Origin of the sequence: Paenibacillus aurantiacus (assembly GCF_042431225.1) — a bacterium.
Lineage (GTDB): Bacteria > Bacillota > Bacilli > Paenibacillales > Paenibacillaceae > Paenibacillus_Z > Paenibacillus_Z aurantiacus.
Genome location: NZ_JBHMDO010000017.1, coordinates 332,566 through 353,763 on the forward strand (window position 1 = coordinate 332,566; position 21,198 = coordinate 353,763).

20 protein-coding genes are annotated in these 21,198 nt (G+C 57.7%); 4 read left to right on the forward strand and 16 right to left on the reverse strand.

The genetic code is table 11. The annotated features are described in order from the left end of the window. Positions 1-8 precede the first annotated feature (8 nt). The 11 genes from ACFFSY_RS10215 to ACFFSY_RS10265 all read right to left on the reverse strand — a co-directional run bounded on the left by ACFFSY_RS10215 (position 9) and on the right by ACFFSY_RS10265 (position 12,102). Positions 9-2,309: an AraC family transcriptional regulator gene (locus tag ACFFSY_RS10215; protein ID WP_377493414.1), complete on the reverse strand. Its 2,301-nt coding sequence runs from the start codon at positions 2,307-2,309 to the stop codon at positions 9-11. Between the two features lie 771 nt (positions 2,310-3,080). Continuing rightward, positions 3,081-3,500 (reverse strand): helix-turn-helix domain-containing protein, encoded by a 420-nt coding sequence (locus ACFFSY_RS10220; protein ID WP_377493415.1) that lies wholly within the window; start codon positions 3,498-3,500, stop codon positions 3,081-3,083. Next, positions 3,481-4,881, reverse strand: coding sequence for an allantoinase AllB (gene allB / locus ACFFSY_RS10225; protein ID WP_377493417.1), 1,401 nt, complete (start codon positions 4,879-4,881; stop codon positions 3,481-3,483). Before allB ends, ACFFSY_RS10220 begins: the two co-directional genes overlap by 20 nt. Before the next feature lie 60 nt (positions 4,882-4,941). Beyond that, positions 4,942-5,985, reverse strand: coding sequence for a DUF6282 family protein (locus ACFFSY_RS10230; protein ID WP_377493419.1), 1,044 nt, complete (start codon positions 5,983-5,985; stop codon positions 4,942-4,944). A gap of 47 nt (positions 5,986-6,032) precedes the next feature. Further along, complete coding sequence (locus ACFFSY_RS10235) at positions 6,033-6,905, reverse strand: carbohydrate ABC transporter permease (RefSeq protein WP_377493420.1); 873 nt, start codon at positions 6,903-6,905, stop codon at positions 6,033-6,035. Then, on the reverse strand, positions 6,905-7,804 hold the full coding sequence (locus tag ACFFSY_RS10240; RefSeq protein ID WP_377493422.1) for a carbohydrate ABC transporter permease: 900 nt from the start codon (positions 7,802-7,804) through the stop codon (positions 6,905-6,907). Before ACFFSY_RS10240 ends, ACFFSY_RS10235 begins: the two co-directional genes overlap by 1 nt. Before the next feature lie 27 nt (positions 7,805-7,831). After that, complete coding sequence (locus tag ACFFSY_RS10245; protein ID WP_377493424.1) at positions 7,832-9,190, reverse strand: extracellular solute-binding protein; 1,359 nt, start codon at positions 9,188-9,190, stop codon at positions 7,832-7,834. A 410-nt stretch (positions 9,191-9,600) separates the two neighbouring features. Continuing rightward, entirely contained in the window at positions 9,601-10,263 is a 663-nt protein-coding gene (locus ACFFSY_RS10250) for a GntR family transcriptional regulator (RefSeq protein ID WP_377493426.1), read from the reverse strand. A 353-nt stretch (positions 10,264-10,616) separates the two neighbouring features. Further along, complete coding sequence (locus ACFFSY_RS10255; protein WP_377493428.1) at positions 10,617-11,120, reverse strand: GNAT family N-acetyltransferase; 504 nt, start codon at positions 11,118-11,120, stop codon at positions 10,617-10,619. Positions 11,121-11,249: 129 nt separating this feature from the next. Next, entirely contained in the window at positions 11,250-11,960 is a 711-nt protein-coding gene (locus tag ACFFSY_RS10260) for an ABC transporter permease (protein WP_377493430.1), read from the reverse strand. Further along, positions 11,953-12,102 carry a hypothetical protein gene (locus ACFFSY_RS10265; RefSeq protein ID WP_377493432.1) on the reverse strand — a complete coding sequence of 50 codons (150 nt, stop codon included), beginning with the start codon at positions 12,100-12,102 and terminating at the stop codon, positions 11,953-11,955. The genes ACFFSY_RS10260 and ACFFSY_RS10265 overlap by 8 nt, the downstream gene beginning before the upstream one ends. Before the next feature lie 115 nt (positions 12,103-12,217). Between ACFFSY_RS10265 and ACFFSY_RS10270 the strand changes: the two genes are divergently transcribed. After that, complete coding sequence (locus tag ACFFSY_RS10270; RefSeq protein WP_377493434.1) at positions 12,218-12,823, forward strand: TetR/AcrR family transcriptional regulator; 606 nt, start codon at positions 12,218-12,220, stop codon at positions 12,821-12,823. Between the two features lie 135 nt (positions 12,824-12,958). On the opposite strand, the gene ACFFSY_RS10275 is transcribed toward ACFFSY_RS10270, so the two are convergent. The 3 genes from ACFFSY_RS10275 to ACFFSY_RS10285 form a co-directional block, all read right to left on the reverse strand. Beyond that, positions 12,959-14,701 (reverse strand): ABC transporter ATP-binding protein, encoded by a 1,743-nt coding sequence (locus tag ACFFSY_RS10275; RefSeq protein WP_377493436.1) that lies wholly within the window; start codon positions 14,699-14,701, stop codon positions 12,959-12,961. Continuing rightward, on the reverse strand, positions 14,698-16,461 hold the full coding sequence (locus ACFFSY_RS10280) for an ABC transporter ATP-binding protein (protein ID WP_377493438.1): 1,764 nt from the start codon (positions 16,459-16,461) through the stop codon (positions 14,698-14,700). Before ACFFSY_RS10280 ends, ACFFSY_RS10275 begins: the two co-directional genes overlap by 4 nt. Before the next feature lie 157 nt (positions 16,462-16,618). Further along, the gene (locus tag ACFFSY_RS10285) at positions 16,619-17,698 is read right to left on the reverse strand and encodes a YncE family protein (protein ID WP_377493440.1); all 1,080 of its coding nucleotides are present in this window, start codon (positions 17,696-17,698) and stop codon (positions 16,619-16,621) included. 169 nt (positions 17,699-17,867) lie between these two features. Here ACFFSY_RS10285 and ACFFSY_RS10290 point away from each other — a divergent pair, with 169 nt between their 5' ends. Continuing rightward, positions 17,868-18,269, forward strand: coding sequence for a VOC family protein (locus ACFFSY_RS10290; protein WP_377493442.1), 402 nt, complete (start codon positions 17,868-17,870; stop codon positions 18,267-18,269). A gap of 134 nt (positions 18,270-18,403) precedes the next feature. Here the strand turns inward: ACFFSY_RS10290 and ACFFSY_RS10295 are convergent, their stop codons facing one another. Further along, entirely contained in the window at positions 18,404-18,751 is a 348-nt protein-coding gene (locus ACFFSY_RS10295; protein WP_377493444.1) for a winged helix-turn-helix transcriptional regulator, read from the reverse strand. 119 nt (positions 18,752-18,870) lie between these two features. Between ACFFSY_RS10295 and ACFFSY_RS10300 the strand changes: the two genes are divergently transcribed. Next, complete coding sequence (locus ACFFSY_RS10300) at positions 18,871-19,668, forward strand: SDR family NAD(P)-dependent oxidoreductase (RefSeq protein ID WP_377493446.1); 798 nt, start codon at positions 18,871-18,873, stop codon at positions 19,666-19,668. A 70-nt stretch (positions 19,669-19,738) separates the two neighbouring features. Here ACFFSY_RS10300 and ACFFSY_RS10305 read toward each other — a convergent pair whose 3' ends face one another. Continuing rightward, on the reverse strand, positions 19,739-20,560 hold the full coding sequence (locus ACFFSY_RS10305) for an alpha/beta fold hydrolase (RefSeq protein ID WP_377493448.1): 822 nt from the start codon (positions 20,558-20,560) through the stop codon (positions 19,739-19,741). Between the two features lie 148 nt (positions 20,561-20,708). Here ACFFSY_RS10305 and ACFFSY_RS10310 point away from each other — a divergent pair, with 148 nt between their 5' ends. After that, positions 20,709-21,194, forward strand: coding sequence for an Lrp/AsnC family transcriptional regulator (locus tag ACFFSY_RS10310; RefSeq protein ID WP_377493450.1), 486 nt, complete (start codon positions 20,709-20,711; stop codon positions 21,192-21,194). The last annotated feature ends 4 nt before the right edge of the window (positions 21,195-21,198 follow it).

The window sequence follows — 21,198 nt, forward strand, 5'->3', positions numbered from 1 at the left end:
GCGCAAGCTTATAGGTGCTCTTCCAATCCGTCTGTGGCCGACATCGCCGAGGCGCCTCGCAGCGCCTTGAAGCCGCTTGGCGGCATGCCCTCGAATTTGCGGAAGAAGCGGTTGAAGCTCTGGACATTGCTGTAGCCGACCTCCGCGGCGATCTGCGTCATGCTTAAGTTCGTTTCGAGCAGCAGCTGCTTCGCGTTCTCGATTCGCAGCGCGTTCACGTAATCGATCAGGCTCTTGCCCGTTACCTCGTACGCGATCTTGCGCATGTAGGAATAGCTGATGCCAATTTCCTTCGCCATGTCCTCGTAAACGATCTCCTCGCGGAAGTGCGCCTCTAGATATTGGATGATCCGATCTCCATAGTTCGCCTCGCCTGAGCTGCGCGCCAAGTATTGGACGATGTCGCGGAAGAACCCGCGCAAGTAGTCCTCCAGCTCGTCGAGCGTGTCGATGGATGCGATAGCCGAATACACATTGCCCCTGCCTGCGAATATGCGCGACGTGCTGATGTTGTTCTCCCGCAGATGCTTGATCGTGACGCCGACGAGCTGATTGTAGATGAACAAAATATTATCGTACGAGATATATTCGGCCGACTCGATCTCGCCGCGTATACTCGCCAATTCGCCCTCGATGCTGCTGAGGTCGCCCTTATCTAGAAAATTAACGATGCGCCGCTCGCTGTTCGTCGGATACATATACTTCTTGCCACGATCGGCCTGCTGCCCCCAGTAGTAGATGCCCCCGCTTCCTGCGATCATGCGGTGCTTGATGACCTCCATCGCTTCCACGGCGAGGTCGGACAGCCTGACGCAGTCCTCCGCTTGGCTGCTCACCCCGATGGTCACGGTATGGCCGAGCAGCTCTGCCGCCGCATCCCGGATCGCGGCGAGCGCTTCGTCAATGGCGGCCGTCATCGCCTCCGCCTCATCGTCGCCATAATTGAGCACGATTACGAAGCAACCTTCCCCTTGGTAGACGCACCGCGCCCCGACCGTATCCGGGAATAAGCCGTCGCACTGGGAGGTGAGCACGTAACGGTGGTAATTACGAGTCTCCGTATTGGCATGGCTGACGTACCGCCGGTAACGGTCGATGGAGACGACCGCCACGCGGAAGCAGGACGCCGGGAACAGCTCGCCGATCTGCTTGGGCACGTCGCCTCGCAGCAGATTATGGATCGCCAGGCTGCGCGTGTCCTGCTCCCTTTCTTTCAACAGCTTGTAGAGCTCCTCTTCCTCCTCCTGCATGCGCTTGAACGCCGCGTCCAGGAAGAGCAGCTCGTTCTTGTTCGATACGCCGAGATGGCCGCGGGCACGCAAGGCGCGCACGAGCTGCCGCACCGGCTTGGACAGCCATGTCGCGAGCAGGACGGTCAGCCCTGCGCCGGCGAAAATAATAACGATCGTCAGCCCGATCAAGCCGTGCTGCAGGTTGCGGGCTTTGGTCAGCAGCTCATCCGTCGAGTACAGGTTCACGTTCCACCAGCCAAGCAGCTCCGACTTGGACCACGTATAGATCAGCCGCTCGCCGTTCACTTCCCGGAACGCATACCCTTCCTTCGATCCCGCGTCAAGAATGTCCCCGATGAACGGCTGCTCCCGGCCATCGGTCAGCAGCAGGTTTTTGTCGCTGTGCGAAATAATGGTGCCGTCCGCTTCCAGAAGGAAGTACCCGTGCTTGCCCGGCTCGTTCGAACGGAGGTAGTCGCTGATCCGGCTCTCCTGCAGATTGACGACGATCGTCCCGCGCGTCGTGGTCGACAACCGGTTCAGCGGCATGACGTACGAGACGACGTTGACGCCCGACGCCAGCTTGCGCGGCACCCACACGCCGCTAATCCCCCTTCTGCCTTCCAGCGCCTTCTCCATCCAATCGAGCGGATCATAGCGGTTCAGCCGCGTAATGCCTTTATCCGTCGAGATGACGTAATCCGAGTCGGCCAGATAGAACGAGGACGAATACACGCCGTCGACCCGATGATTCAAGTTCTGCAGCTCCGAAAGTACGACCAGCGTGCTGCTGATGTTGCCGTAATCCGCATTGGCCTCCGCGTACGTCTCGAAGTCGCGAATCCGGTCGAATACTTTGCTCGTGGCGAGCCGCACGACGTCCTGGGCCATATTGCCCAGCGCATTCTCGTTCAGCCTGCGGTTCGCGTTCAGTCCCGCCAGCGACGATTCCGCGATGGCGCTCTCCGAATGCTGCACGATCCGCGCGCTGCTGTACCACGTCACAATCGCCATCGGAATGGCCATGACGCAGAACAAAATAAGCGTGAGCTGCAGCATCATCGGAAACCGTTTCATGAAACCTCTCCTCTCTTCTCTTGGCTTCGCAGCCAGGGATAACTGACCCCACCCCATAAGATAGCGCTTACATTTTAACCTATATCGATTGTGTCTTCTTGCTTTACGCATCGCACCTGACAGATTGGAAGGGCTCCGAATACGCGCGGCGAAAGGGGACAAACGCGCGAGTCGCCCGCGGCGTGCCGTCGTCGTTTGTCGAAAAATGGATTAACAGATAACGAAACCCAATAACAATATAATAAATCAGCTCAAGGAATTAGGGAAGGATAAGTTTGGGAACGAGGGGCTCCGCCCCTTTTACCCCACTTTTGTTGCGCCCTCTTGTTGCACCCTCTTGTTGCTCCCTCCCCCTAGTTGCACCCTCCCCCTTCCCCCTCCGCTGAGGGGAACCAAAGGGCTTCGCCCTCTGGACACCCCTCTTCGTGCTGGCATGTTTGTTCGCGGTCGGCGGATCGGCTTGAGCAGGGCACGCTTTTGTCCTGTCGGACAAAGCTTCAGTGAGATTTGAAGTCAGTCCTTATTCATAAGCCTGTCAACTATAACTATAGGCCGTGGGTCGCTTTATCAGACGGTTTTCCTTTTTACGTTGTGCCTGGGGTGGTGACTCCCTTTACTTTGCCCCCCACTTACTCTTTGCTGACGCTCCGCGGACACGCTTTACGTTCCAGTCCGCATAAAGACGGTTGCATAATCTCTTAGGAAACTAAAAAGGCCGATGGATGCCCATCAGCCCTTTTTGCCTATCTTATAATTTTGCGACATTCCCCATTACCGCTTGCCGTTCTTCCGATCCTCCTCGCCCAGCAGCTGCCGGAAGACGAATGCGAGCTTGAGCCTCAAGAGGTTGTCGGTCTGCTTCAGCTGCATGCCGAGCAGTCTCTCCAGCTTCTCCAGCCGATACGCGGCCGTATTCCGATGGATGAACAGCCGGCCCGCCAGCTCGTTCATGTGACCGCCGCAGGCGACCAAGGTCTCGAGCGTAAGCAGCAGCTCTTCCCGCTGTCTTCGCTCGTTGCGCTCTCGCAAGGATAATCTGCTCCGCGGATTAACAGGTCCAGGCGGCTGCAACGGTCCCAAATAGCGGGCTACGTAAGCGCGCATCTGCTCGCGCGGCATTTGCTCGAACAATGCAGACCACTCGCTAATAAGCCGGCCGTCTTCGGCTTCCTTATTCATAACGGGTTCCATTCGCGCCATATTCCCTCCCATTCCGGATCGGAGCACAACCGCCCTGCTCGTCGTACACCACCGTTCCCCGGAGAATTGTCGCCCTAACCTTGCAGCCGAATTCCCGGCCGAGATAGGGGGTGTGCGGGTGCCTATGGTAGAGTTGTTCGGCGGTTAACCGGTACTTGCGGTTCAAATCGATCAGCACCAGGTCGGCATCGAGCCCTTCCTTGATCGCGCCTTTGCGGCTATCCATCCCAAACCGCGCGGCCGGCGCTCCCGCGAGCAGACGGCTGATTGCCGCAAGCGGTATCCCTCGCTTCAGATGCCCTTCGTCCACGAGCAGTTCAAGCGAGTTCTGCGCCCCCGCGATGCCGCCCCATGCGGCGAACAGATCGGGCGATTGCTTCAGCTCGCCCGGGCAGGGCGAATGGTCCGAAGCAATCAGATCGATCTCGCCGCGTTCGAGGCATTGCCACAGCTTCGCCTGCTCCCGCGGACTCCGCAGCGGCGGCGCGCATTTGGCGACGGCGCCCCGTTCCGCGAGATCCGCATCCGTCAGCGCGAGATAATGCGGGCACGTCTCGAGCGAGACATCGACGCCCGCCCGTCTCGCTTCGCCGATCATCCGCACAGCCGCTTCGCTGCTAATATGGGCGAAGTGAAGGCGGCATCCCGTCTGGCGAGCATAATCCAGCGCTTTGCCGACGGCCTCCGTCTCCGCATCGATCGGGCGCGATGCGGTGTAATCCGCCGCGGCATACCGCTCTTCCGCGCGGGCGAGCGCGATCAGCCGGGCGACGATCGACTCCTCCTCCGCGTGGAGCACAAGGATCTTACCGAGCTCGGCGATCCGCTTCATCCCCTCGAGGAGCGTCGCGTCGTCCGAACGCCGGAATGCGTCCTCGTCCTCGTCGCCCGGCGACGACATGAACGCCTTGAAGCCGACGACCCCGGCTTGGGCCAGGGCGGGCAGCTCGCGCACATAACCCGGCATGAGCCCTCCCCAGAATCCATAATCGATCAAGGCGGCGCCGGCCGCCAGCTTGCGCTTGCGCGCAAGCGCATCGACGGTCACGGTGGGCGGTATCCCGTTCAGCGGCATGTCGATGAAGCCCGTGCACCCGCCCGCGGCCAGCGCGTTCGTGCCGGTGACAAAGCCTTCCCAGTGGCCAAGGCCCGGCTCGTTGAGATGCACATGCGCGTCGATCATCCCCGGCATAACGACCATGCCCGCCGCGTTCATGACCTTGGCGACGCCTCGCTCGACGGACGGGGCGATCGCGGCAATGCGGCCATCGCGGATACCGATGTCCATCCGCGCGGTCCGATCCTCCAGCACGACCTCTCCGTTCACGATCACGAGCTCATAAGGCTGCGCCTTCGCGCTTCCGTTCCTCATCGTGTCGCCTCACTCCCCTCCGGCTTCGCCGCACTCTTGGCCGGCCACGACTCCGCCATGCTAATCCTCCAGGCCGATCAGCTTCGCCGGATTGGTCGCCACCATATGGTAGATATCGTCCGGGGCGAATTGGTAGTCGAGCATCGACGCGATCATCGTCCGCATGCCCTGCACGGGCGTCGACGCGGCGCGGATGCCATAGTCCGTGCCGAGCACGAACCGGTCGATCCCGACCTCCTTGATCGTCTTCATCCAGGCGACGGCGTTCGTGTGCCGGCCGAGTTCCGCGCCCATATCCATGTATTCCCGCTCAACGTAATAGTGGGTGCGCGGCACGTCCGGATACAGCCAATCGACGAGACACGCTTCCAGGAAAGCGCCTCGGGCCGCGGCCTCCTTCTGCTGCTCCACCGTCATCCTCCCCCGCACCGGATGAGCGATCAGCACCTTCTTGATCCCGTATTGCTCCGCCAGGTCTAATAAGCGCAGCGCCTCCGCGACGGATACGTGCCCCGTGTTCAGATACACCTGCGGATGCTCGGCGATCATCGTCAGAATCTCGTCCAGCGCCTCCGGAATGGAGCCGTCCAGCGGAACGGACGTGGCGACCGGCAGCTCCTCCTTCGCGAATTTCGGGAACGCGTCTTTGAACGGGACGAGCTTGCCGTCGATGAGCGTGGATTCCCGCTCCGCGGAATGGCGCGTGCAGTGCGAACCGAAGCTGATGAACCGGCAGCCTTCCTCCATGTGCAGCGCCGTGCGGACCGATCGCGGGTTGAGGCCGCCGTGACAGGAGTTCATCAGATAGCCGCCGTACGTATGGATGCCGGGAACGTGACGATTGACGATCCATGCCATGCCCGACGCCCAGCCGAACACGTCGTAATAGACGATGCTCCGCATCCCGGCCGCGGCCGCCTCCTGCGCCACTTGGATCGGGTCCAGATGGCCGGGGTTCGAATTCAGCACCGGCCCTGCGTGCACATGACTGTCGATCGCGCCGATCAACAGCTCATCCGGCAGCTCCATCGAGCGCCGGTAGAACGATTCGTTCCATTTGGACCGGTCAGGCGTGCGGACAGTCGTTTGCTCTTGATTCATCATCTATACATTCCTCCTCGGGATTTGTGGGGATGAGCACTGGTACGAGCCTACCCTTTCACCGCGCCGGCCATGACGCCCGCGACGATGCGCGAGCTGAACGCGAAGTAAATGACCGCCACCGGTAAAATCGACAGCACCATGCCGGCCATCAGCTGCGGGTAATTCGTGCTGTGCTGCGATTTGAAATACGACATGCCTAGCGGCACCGTGCGCAGCGCCTCATCCTTCAGCAGAACGAGCGCGAACGAGAACTCGTTCCAGCACGAGAAGAACTGCAATATCGCCACCGTCGTCAGCACGGGCACCGCCATCGGCAGGATAATGGTGAACATCGTGCGGCTGAAGCCGAGTCCGTCGATCGCCGCCGCTTCCTCGATCTCCTTCGGGATGCCGGTAATGTAGCTGGCGACGAGCAGAATCGGCATCGACAGATTGAACGCCACGTACGGAATGACCAGCGTATACCAGTGGTCGGCCAGCCCCGTCTCCTTGAAGAGCAAATACACGGGGACGAGCAGGGCGTGAATCGGGACGAGCAAGCCGAACAAATAGTAGACGACCATCAGCCGCTTCCCGCCAAACCGGACTCTGGCGATCAGATAACCGGTCACGAATGCAATCAGCACGATCGCCAGCACGGAGAGAGCGGTGACCCGCGCGCTGTTCCAGGACAGCTGGAGCATATTGGTGAGCTTAATCGCCTCCGCATAGTTGCTCAAATGCAATGTCTGCGGCAGGCTAATGATGCTGTTCGAGAACTCCGCCTGGGTCTTGAGCGACGAATAGCCGATCCAGATGAGCGGAAATATGCAGCTGGCGCTAAACAGCATCATGATGACGTTGAGCATCAGCTTCTTAATCAGTCTGGCGGGACTCGCGCTCCCGCGCTCGGCCGCGGCCATGTCCATCGCTTGCTCCATTAGTGCTCCACTCCTTCCGCGCCGCGCCTGCGCTGCAGCAGCGCCGTGCTGATCAGAATGATGAGCAGCGTCAGCGCCATGATCATGATGGCGAGCGCCGAGCCATATCCGTAGCGGAAGCGGAGGAACGACGTCTCGTAGGCGTACAGCGCCATGACCGACGACGCGTTCCCCGGTCCGCCTCCCGTCATCGCGTAAATATGCTCGAACCCCCGCATGTTGTTGGCGATACAGAGCAAGGACGAGACGATCAAGGTCGGCTTGGCGAGCGGGATCATGACGTACCATGCTTTGCGGAAGCCTGTCGCGCCGTCCAGCTCCGCCACTTCCAGCACCTCTTTGTTGATCGCCGCAAGTCCGGCGAGCATAAGCAGCGTGTAGAACCCGATATTTTGCCAGGAGAGCGGAATGGAGACGAGCAGGACGATCGGACCGGACAGATCCAGCCACGATTGTATCCATCGCTCGAGCCCGATGACGCGCAGGAACTCGTTGAACAAGCCATAGTTATAGTTGTAGATCAGCGTCCACAGGAAAGCGATGATGATCGGCGCCAAGGTCGATGGGAAGAAGCTGATCGTGCGGTGGAATCCTTTCCACTTGACTGCCTTCGACATGAGGAACAGCGCGAAGATGAAGGCCAACCCCACCTGCCCGATCAAGCCGTAAGCGGTCATAATCACGTTGTTGCCAAACGCGTGCCAGAACACCTCGTCACGAAGAATCTCCGTGTAATTGTCCAATCCGATGTAGCTCTTCTTCGGTCCGCCCGTCCAGGAGAAGAAGCTGTACCGGAACGCGGACACGATCGGCACGAGCACGACGAATGAATAAATGGCGAGTCCTGGCAGGAGATAGAGCAGAATCAGCCAGCCGGAAGGACGTAATGCTTTGCCCATGCGATCACCTCCTTAGTTCAAGTCCCTTCATGGCCGGGCTAGGAAGGTCTCGTAGGCCTGCTGCGCCGCTTCGGCTAATTGCGCCGGCGTCTTGGACCCGGACATGACGCCTTGGATCTCCGTGTTGATCACCTCGACGATCGACGCGTCGAACCACAGATCGAAAATCTTCGTCGCATCCGCCGCTGCGCTGGCTTCATAGGCGGCAAGCGCGACCGGATGCAGCTTCGTCGTATCGAATTCGCCTGGATCGAACGCCGGGAAGCCGCCGACCTCCGCCATCAGCTTGGCGCTCTGCGAGCCCGTCATATATTCGAGCAGCGTCATGATCGCGTCCAGCTTCGGTCCAGGCTCGATGCCCGCATGGACGCTGTAGTAGACGCCCGCGCCGCCGGAGGAAGCGAGCGGGTTGCCCTTGCCGCCCGCAACGCCGGGGAATACCGCGACCTTCGTCGCTTCCCGCACCGCCTCCGGCGCATTGTTAACGATGTTCATCGCCGACCAGATGCCGCTGACGAACGCCGCCGAGCGTCCCTCGAAGTAATAGGACACCATCGTATCGCCGTCCACGGAATTCATGTCTTTATTGAGATAGCCGGCCTTGGACAAATCGGACATGATGGAGATCGCGTTCACGAAGCCCGGATCGGTGAACGCCGCGCCGCCCCCGCTCAGAATCGATTCGGTCCACTCCGGCCCGGTATGGCGGTCGGTCAAGGCGCTGATCCAGCTGGACATGGCGTAGCCTTTGGACTTGTCGCCGTAGGAGAAGAGATTGACGCCCTTGTCCGCCAGCTTGCGGCCGGCATCCATCACCTCGTCCCAGGTGGCGGGGAAGTGATCATAGCCGATATCGGTGAACAGATCGGCATTGTAGTAGATCAGATGGGTCGGGCCGGCTGCGATCGGAATGCCGTACACCTTGCCGTCTCGCGTGCCCGCGTCCAACGTGCCGCTCCGGTAGCCGTCCCGCCACGCCGCCCGCTTGTCGAGCTCTCCATTCAGCGGCAGCACGATCTCGTTGTCCACGAAGTTCGTCATCCACGAGCCTGGCACGATGAACACGTCCGGCATATCGTCCGCGGCGGCCAGCGCTTGCGCCTTGATCGCGTAATCCTCGTTCTGCAGCTGCTCCTCTACGAGCGTAACGTTCGGAAAATCCTTCTTGAACCGCTCCACCCCGTCCAGCACCGCCGTATCCTCCGGGCTCTTCCCGATATTCGACGCTTGATACCGATGCATGAGCGTGATCGAGATTTTGCCGTTCCCGTCCCCATTTCCCGTCCCGGACGACGCCTCATTCGTTGGCGCCGCTTCGTTCGAACAGGCGCTCAGCAGCAAAGCCGCGGCAGCGCTCAATGCCAACCCAGCCAATCTTCTTCCCATAGTCCCCACTCCCCAATCGTTTCTCTCCCGCAGTGACCTACAATTTGGCATCCGAAATTGGATACAATCTAGGGTAAAAAAAATCAGTTGAACTAAAAAACGAACTAGATGCGGAGAAAGAGAGATGAATCTTGAGAAGCTGAAAGCTTTCTTTAGAAAGCTGCTTCGAAAGCATACGCTTGCGTTCGCCTTGGAAGAATGCTGTGTTTCCTCACAGAAACACAAACCAATCTTCCTTTGTGAACGGATATCTACCTCTCAAATTTAAATTCAAGAAATCCGTGAACAACAGCGTGCCGGCGAATGCTGCATTCCCTGTCTTACGACAGTGAACGCAAACCAATCCCCTTTTATCGGAAGATCATCACTCTTGCGCAGCAAATTCTTGTAAAGTATTAGTTCAACTTACCCTAACTTTGGAAAATCTCCGACAAATTCGCCGCGCTGCCCGTCGCGATCGAGAAGTCCAGCGACCGTTCGATCTGCAGCAGATGATCCGTCATGATGCGGGCGGCCAGATTGCCGTCCTTGAGCATGATCGCCTCCACCAGCTCCTCGTGGTCCCGGCAGAACGCCTGGTTCGTGCCATAAAGCGCGATGATGACCGACGTCAGCGAGATGAGCTCCTCCAGAAACGTATAGTAGTAGGAATTGTGGGCCAGCTCGGCGAGCTTCAAGTGAAAATCAACCGTCACGTCGAGCGCGCCGACGACGTCGCCGGCATGACTCGCCTGATGCTCCTCCCGCAGCAGCTCGCGGAGCTGCGCGATTTGGTCCGTCGAAGCCGCTGCACACACCTTTCGCACCATGGAAGGTTCCATAACACGTCTCATCTCGAACACCGCTCTCGCATCCTCCACGCTCGGACATGAGACGAACGAGCCCCGATAGGGAATGACCGTCACCAGCTTCTCCATCGCCAGGCGCCGCAGCACGTTGCGGATCGGCGTACGGCTGACCCGAAAGGCTTCGGCCAGCGCGTCTTCGATGAGCTGCGTGTTCGGCAGCAGCTTGTGCTGAGTAATCGCCAGCTTGATTTCCCGATAAATCTCCTGTTCCCGCTTGTTGGACATGGCGTCCCTCCTCAGCTGCAAAATGATGACCTGCCTGCGATTTTCATGTTAGCTATACTGACATTGTAGGTTTTAGCCCGCATGTGGTCAATGATTCGGGCGGTTTTTCGGCAGCGTGCATAAGAAAGCGTTTTCAACTATGTCCGCGGCGAGCTAACGGTTAAACGCGAATGAGGTCCGACCGTTCACAAACAAAAGGACTGCTCTTCGTCAGAGCAGCCCTTATCATGTGAGCATCTCGCACGCCCCCGGCCAGATTGGACGAGTCATGATTCACGAGACCCGCGATGTGAGGCAATCAAGGTTCGCGGAACGCCAAGCCGATTAAAGCGAAACCCCCAAGAGCGGGGCGTTTAAACGTAGTCTTGAGGGACAAAGCCGGCAGAAGCCAACACGACCGACGTCTCGATCTGTCTCTCCGGCACCTGCCAATACCGCTCCAGCAATCCCCGCTTCGCCTCTGCGGGAACAAGCGCGAAGCCATGCTTCTTATAGAACGCGATCGCCCAGACGGCCGCCTCCCAGGTGCCGATCAAGATCGGCTTCTCGACGCGTCCGGCGATGTGCTCCAACAGCCGGCCCCCTATACCGCCTTGACGTCTCGCCGTCCGTACATAAGCATGCCGAATTAAGGCAACTTCGCCTTTATCCTGGATGCCCATGACGCCGACCAGCTCTCCGTCCTCTTCGACGCCCCAAAAAACAACGCCGCTCTCGACCTCATGAAGCAGCTCTTCCTTCGTCATATAAGGATCATGAAACCGATCTTCCGGAATGACACCCTTGTATGCTTGGGCCGCATCGTTAATGATTGCCCAAATTTGATCCTCATCTTGTCGGTGGCACAGTCGAATCATGTTGCGTGCTCCTCCTCTCCTCATGCAATCCATTGTAGAATGGTGCACTAGCTTTGAAAAGGGGGAGGTTCCGCTTACTCCCGCTGCATAACAACTACGATTCGAGGTCTCTCTCATCGCCTCCGTGACTTATAAATTCGAGACATTTTGACGCTCCAATCGGATAGCGGCGAGGAACGCCAACAGGAAGCCGGCTCCTCCGAGCGCCAAGGAAACGTACAAGAGCAAGGAAGAAGCCCCGCCAACCGATGTCACAAGATTCAATGCCGCCGCGATCAGCAGCGTAGACAGAATCGTGGCCGGCACCGACTTCGTTCGCAATCCAACAGGGATGGATAGCAGGCCAAGTCCCGCGGAAGAGGCGGCAAGCAGTACCAGCGTGAGTGCCTGATCAGCCGTCTCTGCCAGCGTCAGGGGCAGGTCGATGAAATGCCAGACTAGGTTCCCAGCCCAGAATACCCCGCTCGCGAGCAGACCTGCTATTAGGACCGAGGCGAACGTCCAACCCGCGATGACCGCAAGCTTCGCCAGCATCGATCTTGTTCGGCTGACGGGATACGTGACCAGTACCTGGATCGTCGGATTGACGTATTCGCCCACGACGAGCTTCGATGCGAGCACGCTCGCCAGCACCATGAACGCCGTTCCCGTCATGAGATTGATGTAGCCGAACGCGCCGCCGTAATCCGTGAATAGCGCATCGACGCTCCCCGAATCCGCTTGTACCAGCAGAGGCAGGAGCAACCCGGACACGGCCAGCAGCAGCGTAACCCAGACCGTCGCCCGGGCATAGCCGCTCAGCCGATGCTTGCGCCATTCGATCGCCATCAGCTTAGACATCGTTCAGCTCCTCCCTTCGAATCTGCTGCCAATATCGCGTCTCCAACGATTCCCCTTCGCTTCGCGCCGCGTCCATGATGCCGATCCCGACTATCCATTGGCTGTCTTTCAACGCTACTACCCGATCCGCAATCGTCTCCAACTCGCATCCTCCTCAACATATACCAAGTAGTATTCAAATACTATTTGGTATCTTAATTCCATATGGTATCATTGTCAATATGTATGTTGACCTAGCGGCGGATATGGGGGATACGATGACAAGACAACGCATGACGCGCGAAGAGCGCAAGCAAGAAACTAGGCGGCACCTGCAGGATGCCGGCGCCCGCATTTTTGCGCAATTCGGGTTTTACGGCGCTTCCGTGGATAAAATCGCGGCCGAAGCCGGTTACACCAAAGGCGGATTTTACGCGCATTTCGATTCTAAGGAGAGCTTGTTCCTCACTTTGTTCGAGCAGCAGCTGCATGCCGAGGTGGCAAGTATGAAGGAACACGCGCAGCAGCCGATGACGCTGGAGGCGTTCGTCTCCTTCCTGGTCCACGGCTTCGAATCCGACCTTGAGGAGAGCCGGACGTGGGACATGCTGAAGATGGAGTTCATCCTATACGCCATGCGCGAAGAGAGCGTCCGTGCACCATTCGCGGATATGATCCTGCGCATGGTCGGCAGCCTGACGGATGACGTCAAGCCGCTGCTCGCTCAGCATGACGATGCTGTCTTAACGCCTGAAGCATTGATCTGGGCGATCGTCTCGCTGGAAAGCGGCATGGCGATCTACCGGTACATCCTCGGCGACAGCCTGCCGGTATCGGTATTCGAGCAATCCGTTTGCGCGTTGACGAAGCCGTATGCGCAATGAGGCTGCCAAGCTGCGCATTCGCATCAAAAAAGGGAGTCCCGCAAGCCATCTTCGATGACTTAGGACTCCCTTGTGCGTTAAGCTGACGGACGGGAAAATAATCCCTAATGAACCGCGTTTCACAGCCGCATTCCGCTACGCGATAATCTCTTGCCGGTCGCTCCGCACCCGCTGCTCCTCCTGTGTTCGAACCAGATCCGGATACACCTGGCCGGTGCGCATCAATTCCCCATGCGTGCCCTGCTCGACGATCTGCCCTTGATGCATGACGAAGATGACGTCGGCGTTCTGGATCGTGGACAGCCGGTGCGCGATAATGATCGTCGTCTTCCCTGCGCGCACCTCGTCGAGCGCGCGCTGCATCTCGCGTTCGGTCTCCATATCCAGCGATGAGGTCGCTTCGTCGAGAATGAGAATTTCCGGGTCGCCGAGGATCGCCCTGGCTAATGAGACGCGCTGCCGCTGCCCGCCGGAGAGCTGAATGCCGCGCTCGCCGATCGTCTCCTCGAGCCCCTTTGGGAAGCGCTGAATCGCATCCCAGATTTGAGCTCCGCGCAATGCATTCTCCAGCGCTTCCTCGGTCGCTTGCTTGCCGAAGGCGACATTCCGGCGAATCGTATCGGCCAGCAAATACGGATCTTGGAACACGATGTGAATTCGGCTCATCCAATCGTTCATCCGGAGCTCGGACAGCGGGACACCGTTGACGACGATGGCGCCGCCCGTCGGGGCGTAGAACCGCATGAGCAGCTGCGCGATGGTCGATTTGCCGCCGCCGCTTGTGCCGACGAACGCGATTTTGCGCCCGATCGGAAGCGTTAGCGAGACGTTCCGCAGTACCGGAATATTCGCCTCGTATTCAAAATCCACGGCTTCAAACCGAAGACTCCGCACTTTCCCTTCAAGTGACTCTGTCCCTTCATCCATCGCTTCCGCGCCGAAGAATGTCTGCAACCGGTCGATGAACGCCATCTTGGATATGAACATCATCGCGAAGTTGAACTGACCTTGGAAGCATTCCATCAGCTGATTGGCGAACTGGAGCAGCACGACGAACATCCCAAGCGAGAGCTGCCCGTTCATAAGCTGGTAGCCGCCGAAAGCAAGTACGACGAGGTTGACCACATAACGGAGCGGCGCGCTGAGCAGTACTTGACTGTTCGTCGTCCGGCCTTCCGCCATAACCGCCTCATAGTACTCGCGGAACAGCGCATGGTAAATCTTCGCCTCCCACTCCGCCCGATGGAACGCGATCACCTCCCGCGTGGAGGAGATCCCTTCCTCGATATGGATCATGAGGTCGGTCCTCTTCTGCTGCACGCGCGCATTCGCCGCTTTCATCCTTTGACCGAAATAACGGGCCGCCGCCGCGTAGAGCACGCCGATCGCCAGCATGCTGACCAGAATCCACGGTCCTGCGATCCCGATAATCACGATTAGCACAATCATCTGCACCAGCTGCTGAATCCATCTCGGGATCATGAACCCGATCGCTGACCCTGTCTCGTGCAGGTCGCTCGTTAGATTCTGCACATACAACCCGCTGCGTTCATGCTGGACCTTAGCTAACGGGAACCGGTAGAAGTGCTTGAGCATGCGCACCAGCAGCACCTCGACCATCCGATATTCGCTTCGCACGAGCACGTACGGCGCGCAGACGCCCAGGACCGCGTTCAGGCCGACGAAGATCCCGAAGAATAGCAGTAATCTTGGCAGTTCGCCGACCTGCCCCTGCACGAAGACGTCGTCGATGATGAATTTCTGCATATACGTCGCGAGCAACCCGAAGCTTGTCTCAAACAGTACGAGCAGTACGGCCAGGCCGAATTCCTTGCGAATCTCCCGCAGACAGCCGCCCACCCATCTCAAGTAACTCATACGGCTTCCTCCCGCTCTGGCATTTGGCCCATCGCGATCAGATAGAAGACGCCCCGTTTCTCCAGCAGCTCATCATACCGGCCTACCTCGGCCACACGTCCTTCATCCAACACGAGAATGCGGTCGAAATCTTGAATCGTCGAGAGCCGGTGCGCAACCGCGATGACCGTTCTTCCCTTCATGACTTGGTCGAGCGCCATCTTCACTTCCGCCTCGCTCACGTTATCCAGCGCGGACGTCGCTTCGTCGAGCAGCACGATACGCGGCTGCTTGATGACCATACGCGCGATCGCGATCCGCTGCCGCTGTCCGCCGGACAGCTTGATCCCCCGGTCGCCGACGAGCGTATCATAGCCGTCCTTCAGGCCCAGGATGAACTCGTGGGCATTCGCAATCCGCGCCGCCTCCTCAACCTCTGCGTCAGTCGCGTCCGGCTTGCCGAACCGGATATTCTCGCGCACCGAGATGCCGAACAAATACGACTCCTGGAACACGTATCCGATTGACCCGCGTATTTGTTCAAAGGTCAAACTCGGCAGGGGATGACCGTCCAGCAGCACCTCGCCTTCAAGCGGGTCGTAGAACCGGCACACCAGCTTGAGCAGCGTCGACTTGCCGCCCCCGCTCGTGCCGACGATCGCGGTCCGTTCCCCGGGCCGAATCTCGAGATTGACCTCCTTCAGTACATCCGGACGGTTCGGATAGCCGAAGCGGACCTGACGGAATAGCAGTTGCCCCTGCACGTCTAGCGGCCCGGGCGCCTGCTTCGGTTCGGCCACCTCGGGTTCAAGCCGCATTAGCTCATGAAGCGGCTCCATCTGCTGAATAACCATCGTCTGCTCGATCAAGTTGCTCATCAGCGTCGAGAGCTTGAGCATCAAGGCGGCATAGAGCAGGATGAAGGACACGAACCCACCGACGGTGAGCATACCGTCTCGAATGAACGAATAGCCGACAACGAAGAGCACGATCGTCCCGATATTAAAGAACACTTGGCGAAGACTGAACCGGGCGTGGATGTAGATCACCCACATGAGCGTGCTTCGCTTGACCCCGGAATAATGCCGCAGATTCTCCTGTAAGTCCCACGCTTCCGCGCTATACGCACGAAATTCACGCAAGCCGGACACCGTCTCATATACCTTCTTGTTGAAGTCGATGCGCGTCTTGTACATTTCCCGCCCCCACTTGGAGACGTTCCGATCGATGTATGGCCCAATGAAGTAATAGACGAGCAGACAAGGAATGGTGATTGCGGTCAAAATCCAGCTGTTTTGGGCCATCAACACGAACGCGAGCACCGCGAATAATGCACTCTCAAGCATCTCGGGGAAAAAGCGGTTGTACAGCCGCTGCGCCGCGAAGACCTGCTCGTTCATGAGCGACAGCGTCTCGCCGACCGGGTGGCGTTCATAATAGGCAAAGCCGAGCCGGCGAATCTGCTTCATGACGGAGAACTGCAGGTCGCGCGAAGCCTTCGTGCCGACGACTCGCTGCAGCATGTTGCGGACGACGGCCGCGACGGCAATGACGACGATCAGCCCCGCGAACCCAAGCAGCAAATACCGGAAGGACGCCGTATCCCGATTCGGGTAGTAGTCGTCCACGACGTATTCGATCATTTTGGGCAGCGCCAGCTCGCCCAGCGCGATGACGACCCCGCACAGCACGACGCAGGCGACGCCCAGGTAATACGATTTCAGGTAGGACAGGATCCACCCGTAACGCTTGGACCGCTTCCTATATGTTTGCAGCGGCACCATTCATCCCCCTCACAAAATCTGGAATATTTGTCGACGAGGGGCTAGTATATCACACCGGACGTCACCTTGATACTGGGAAAATTCCAGTTTTTTTCATGGCGAATTTAGAGGAGGTTAAGCCGAAAGGGCCGCCCCCGAGAGAGCAGCCCCATGTTCAAAAGTCTTGTATCACGACCAGCGTCTTCTCTCCGCCCTTATAGATGCGGTTGGTCCGTTCGTTGACGGCTGTGCCGCCCAGCGATTCTCCGGGCTGCAGCACCGCGATTCGCTTGAGGCTGCTGCCGTTATAGACGGTCAACGGATCAGGCTTAGAGTCGACATCCTCGGATAGGAACAGATGATTGGTTCTCGAATTGAGGTACAAGCTCGCATAGGTCGGGATCGTCTTCGTCCGGACAACGCGGTTCGTTTTGCCGTTGATGACGTACAGCAGCCCTTTCGACGATTCCTGCGCTGAAGTAATATACACCCGATTCGTCACCGGATTGAGGACGATCTCGCTTTGCAGACGGCCAAGCTGCAGCTTCCGCATCGTACCGCTCGCCGTATCCAAGATGGAACAATACCGGCTCAAGTTGTTGGGAATGTACAGCTGCTTCGTCTGTTTGTTCAGGACAGGCGTGATGACCGGATTGCTGCCTACTTTCCACGTGCGGAGAATCTTCTGGCTGCTTCCATCCAGCACGGAGACGGTATCTTTGCTCGTATTGGTAAAATAGATCCGGTTCGTCACATCATCTACCACGAGGGTGGAGAAACGGCCTTGAATGGAGATGCGCTTGCGTACGGTATTCGTCTTGCCGTCGATCACCGTCAGCCTGCCGATGCTCGAGGAGAGCGAGATCGAAGCGACATAGATGAGATTGGTGACCGGATTGACCGCAATCTCGTCGCAGCGTTCGCCGATGGGAATCGTCTTGATGACCCGGTTCGTGCCGCCGTTGATGACCGTTAAGCTGCCATCCAGCCAGTTGGTGACATAGACGCGGTTCGTTCTCGGATTCAGCGCCACGTTGAGCGGCATCTGGCCGGTCGACACGGTGGCGACGATCTTGTTCGTCTTGCCGTCCAGGACGCCTAACCCGCGTTCTGCCAGCGTATAATACACGCGGTTCGTTGCCGGATTCACGGCGATCTGTCCCACTTGCCCGCTCACCGGAATCGTCGCGATGATGCGCGGTTTCGAAGGCGTAACGTTGATCCGCGCCCGGGCGTTCAATAATGGTCTAGACATGGGTTCCTCCTTTTATATAACGCCTGCGTTCCTTGGCATTATATTCGCTGGGGGACGGTCGGTAACCGGAGCCGTTAGAAGGAGGCGTGAATGTAAGCAGCATGATGAAAAAGCATCGCCCCCATCGATTTGCAGTGTGCTACACTCAAGATGGAGGTGGGGCAAACCCATGAAGATCGTAAAACTGGAAGGCATTACACTGCTAGCTGACGATGTTGCTCGATTGGCAAGATTTTACGAGGATGTATTGGGATTTACGATTGTTGTAGACGAGGGGCATTACGTAGAATTCAGTAATTCAGGCGTGAGATTGGCGATTTGCTCGAAATCGCTGATGGCGGATAATACCAACGGCTACTCTTCTTTCGGGGAAAGTCGCAAAGGACAAGCCGTTGAACTAAATTTCCAATGCGATACGCCAGAACAAGTATACGCCTTGTACGATGAATTCGTTACGAAGGGAGCCATTGACGTCACAGCCCCACAAGTCAAGTCATGGGGTCATACTGCGGGCTTCTTCGGCGATCCCGAGGGGAATGTTCATTCCATATTCGCTGTGAATCCTGCGTAATGGTAGATTCCTGTAGTACGAATAATCGCTAGGACGATGTGGAGACGTACGCATATGGAGCAATAGGGGTGGATGGGTATTCACCTCTATTTTCGCATGCCCGGATGTACGTCCCCGTATGACCCAATCTTGTGTCAATCGTCCGAAGAATGAGGAGGCCGGCTTGCCCGTTCATTGTAAAGCTCCCCCCATTCTTTCATCAGCGAAATAATGGGGTTCAAGGTTTTACCAAATTCAGTTAGCGAGTATTCTACCTTGGGCGGCACCTGATTGTACGTTCTGCGCTCGATGATCCCTTCACGTTCGAGATCCCGCAACTGCAAGGTAAGCATATGATGCGTGACCTGCGGGTAAATTTTGCGAAGTTCGCCGAACCGCTTCGTTCCGCTCATTAAGTGATAAAGAATGACCCCTTTCCACTTTCCGCCAATAACATCAAACGTCGTTTCGACTGGGCACTTTCTTTCCGGAGCATTGGCCATCCCGCTCTCCCCTTGCATGGTATCATTTATCATACTTGGTATTATTAATTTGCGTACTTTAAGTATATTACTTACCTAAATATAATGAAATAGCCAACGGTATTTAATAGGTGAAGGGAATGATTGCAATGGGGAACGCGGATAACAAGAAGAGATTTGAGGGCCAGACCGCGATTGTCACTGGAGGGGGCACCGGAATGGGCCGTGCTGCTGCGCTAAGACTCGGCAGGGAAGGCGCCAATGTCGTCATCGCCGGTCGACGAACGAAGGAGCTTCAAGACGTGTGTGATGAAATTATCGCTCAGGGCGGCAGGGCCCTCGCTGTTCAGACTGACGTCGCCGATCCTCGCCAGGTCGAAGCGCTGGTCAACAAGACGCTGGACGTGTATGGAAGTCTGGATATCGCTTGGAATAACGCCGGCACCCTTGGTGCTTTCTCACCTCTACACGAGCTATCCTTTGAAGATTTCGATACGGTGATGTCGGTCAATCTGCGCGGTGTGTTCGCCTGTCTAAAATACGAGATCGCGGCCATGCTCGACCGTGGAATCCGGGGCTCGATCGTGAACACGTCTTCGTGGACCGCGCATGGGGCAATGCCGGGCACTTCAGGCTACGCAGCCTCCAAGGGAGCCCTCGATGCCATGACGAGAACGGTGGCGTTGGAGGTGGGTCCTCGTAACATCCGAGTTAACAATGTTAGTCCTGGAATGATCGCAACCCCCATGTCGCAGGAGGTTCTAAGCGACGAGACCACGGCGCGCCCCTTCGTTAAGCAAACTCCTTTGCAGCGGGTGGGCCAATCCGAAGACGTGGCGGATGTCGTGCTCTGGCTTCTTTCCGACGACGCTCGTTTTGTTACCGGTCAGAGCATACTCGTAGATGGCGGTTACACGATCGGCGGATTACGCCCGTGACTGGAGCGAAGCGATCTATGGAAGGTCAAACGGCAGCCGATCTCTGATCGGCTGCCTCATCGTCGTACCTTTATTCCGCTTGCAAAAACTCAAACACAGCCCGAAGGTATTCGGATTGAAACTCCACATTCGGCAGATGAACCGCAGGCAAGATCAGCAGCTGCGCGCCAGGGACGGTCTTGGCGAGGAGCTCGCCGTGTTCGGGAAGCGTCACGGTGTCATACTGTCCCGCGATAACCAACGTCGGGTGGTTGATGAGCGCAGCCGTCCGGCGCATATCCATATCGCGGATCGCCGCCCAGCTTCCCGCAATGCCTTGCGGTCGCGTAGCCAGCACCATCTCGCGGAACTTAGCGACGACGGCGTTCTCCTGCTCCAGCAGGTGCGCCGGGAACCAGTTCTTGATGAACATATCGGCGAATTCCGGCAGCTTCCCCGGCTCCAGCACGGAGGCGATCAAGCCCTCCCATTGGTCGGCTGGCCCCAGATAAGAGGAGGTATTGCTCAGAATGAGCCGGTCAACCCGCTCCGGCGCATAGATGCCGAGCCATTGCCCGACGACGCCGCCGAGCGACAGCCCGAGCACATGCACGCGCTCGAATCCAAGCGCGTCGAGCAGTTCGATGACATCCCGCCCCAATCGGTCGAACGAATACGGACCATCCGGCGTATCCGAGCCGCCATGCCCCCGGTAATCGTAGCGAAGGACGCGGAAATAACGGGTAAGCTCGGCGATTTGCCCATCCCACATGTTCATCGAGGTCGCGATGGAGTTCGCCAGCAGCAGGACCGGCTTCTCGGCCGATCCCTCGATCCGATACGCAATCCGTACGCCGTCGCCGGTCGTCACATGATTCAAGCCTTCAGTCGTTCTTGTTTTGTTCGTGATCATGGTCCTCAGTCTCCCTCATTCGTTTATAGTGACATTTTATGGCATGCGCACTACAATCTGAATAAGAAGATAAAGGCGTTTGGGGCGCCAAACCTTATTTCTATCGTCGTTTCCCAGGCAAACGTTAATAAAATGAGGTGACCTGTTCATGGACCAGATCGATATGAAAATTCTATCCATTCTGCACGATAACGCCAGGATTACGGTCTCGGAGATAAGCCGGATGATCGCGATGTCGCAGCCGGCCGTCACCGAACGGCTGCGGAGATTGGAGGAACGGGAGGTCATCACGGGTTACCGCGCGCAGATCTCCCCATCCAAGCTGGGCAAGTATACGACGGCGTTCGTCTTATTCAAATCCAATCATTGCAAGGAATTCGAAGCGTTCAGCGAGGCGGCCCCCGAAATCGTGGATTTCTACAGAACGAGCGGCGAATTCAATTATTTGCTGAAGGTGGTCACCGAGACCGGCGAGACGCTGGAAACCTTCCTCGAAGCCTGCAACGCCTATGGATTCTCAACGACCTTGGTCGTCCTGTCCACGCGGTTCGAGGACAAAAATCCGCTAACCGCTCATGAAACGTCGAACATCATCCCATGGGTTCAATCTGGAGATAATGAGCGAAAACGCTAATCGA

Coding starts and splice junctions, on each gene's coding strand:
- ACFFSY_RS10215 (WP_377493414.1), bottom strand. CDS start 2,309: ATGAAACGGTTTCCGATGATGCTGCAGCTCACGCTTATTTTGTTCTGC.
- ACFFSY_RS10220 (WP_377493415.1), bottom strand. CDS start 3,500: ATGGAACCCGTTATGAATAAGGAAGCCGAAGACGGCCGGCTTATTAGC.
- allB (WP_377493417.1), bottom strand. CDS start 4,881: ATGAGGAACGGAAGCGCGAAGGCGCAGCCTTATGAGCTCGTGATCGTG.
- ACFFSY_RS10230 (WP_377493419.1), bottom strand. CDS start 5,985: ATGATGAATCAAGAGCAAACGACTGTCCGCACGCCTGACCGGTCCAAA.
- ACFFSY_RS10235 (WP_377493420.1), bottom strand. CDS start 6,905: ATGGAGCAAGCGATGGACATGGCCGCGGCCGAGCGCGGGAGCGCGAGT.
- ACFFSY_RS10240 (WP_377493422.1), bottom strand. CDS start 7,804: ATGGGCAAAGCATTACGTCCTTCCGGCTGGCTGATTCTGCTCTATCTC.
- ACFFSY_RS10245 (WP_377493424.1), bottom strand. CDS start 9,190: ATGGGAAGAAGATTGGCTGGGTTGGCATTGAGCGCTGCCGCGGCTTTG.
- ACFFSY_RS10250 (WP_377493426.1), bottom strand. CDS start 10,263: ATGTCCAACAAGCGGGAACAGGAGATTTATCGGGAAATCAAGCTGGCG.
- ACFFSY_RS10255 (WP_377493428.1), bottom strand. CDS start 11,120: ATGATTCGACTGTGCCACCGACAAGATGAGGATCAAATTTGGGCAATC.
- ACFFSY_RS10260 (WP_377493430.1), bottom strand. CDS start 11,960: ATGTCTAAGCTGATGGCGATCGAATGGCGCAAGCATCGGCTGAGCGGC.
- ACFFSY_RS10270 (WP_377493434.1), top strand. CDS start 12,218: ATGACAAGACAACGCATGACGCGCGAAGAGCGCAAGCAAGAAACTAGG.
- ACFFSY_RS10275 (WP_377493436.1), bottom strand. CDS start 14,701: ATGAGTTACTTGAGATGGGTGGGCGGCTGTCTGCGGGAGATTCGCAAG.
- ACFFSY_RS10285 (WP_377493440.1), bottom strand. CDS start 17,698: ATGTCTAGACCATTATTGAACGCCCGGGCGCGGATCAACGTTACGCCT.
- ACFFSY_RS10290 (WP_377493442.1), top strand. CDS start 17,868: ATGAAGATCGTAAAACTGGAAGGCATTACACTGCTAGCTGACGATGTT.
- ACFFSY_RS10295 (WP_377493444.1), bottom strand. CDS start 18,751: ATGGCCAATGCTCCGGAAAGAAAGTGCCCAGTCGAAACGACGTTTGAT.
- ACFFSY_RS10300 (WP_377493446.1), top strand. CDS start 18,871: ATGATTGCAATGGGGAACGCGGATAACAAGAAGAGATTTGAGGGCCAG.
- ACFFSY_RS10305 (WP_377493448.1), bottom strand. CDS start 20,560: ATGATCACGAACAAAACAAGAACGACTGAAGGCTTGAATCATGTGACG.
- ACFFSY_RS10310 (WP_377493450.1), top strand. CDS start 20,709: ATGGACCAGATCGATATGAAAATTCTATCCATTCTGCACGATAACGCC.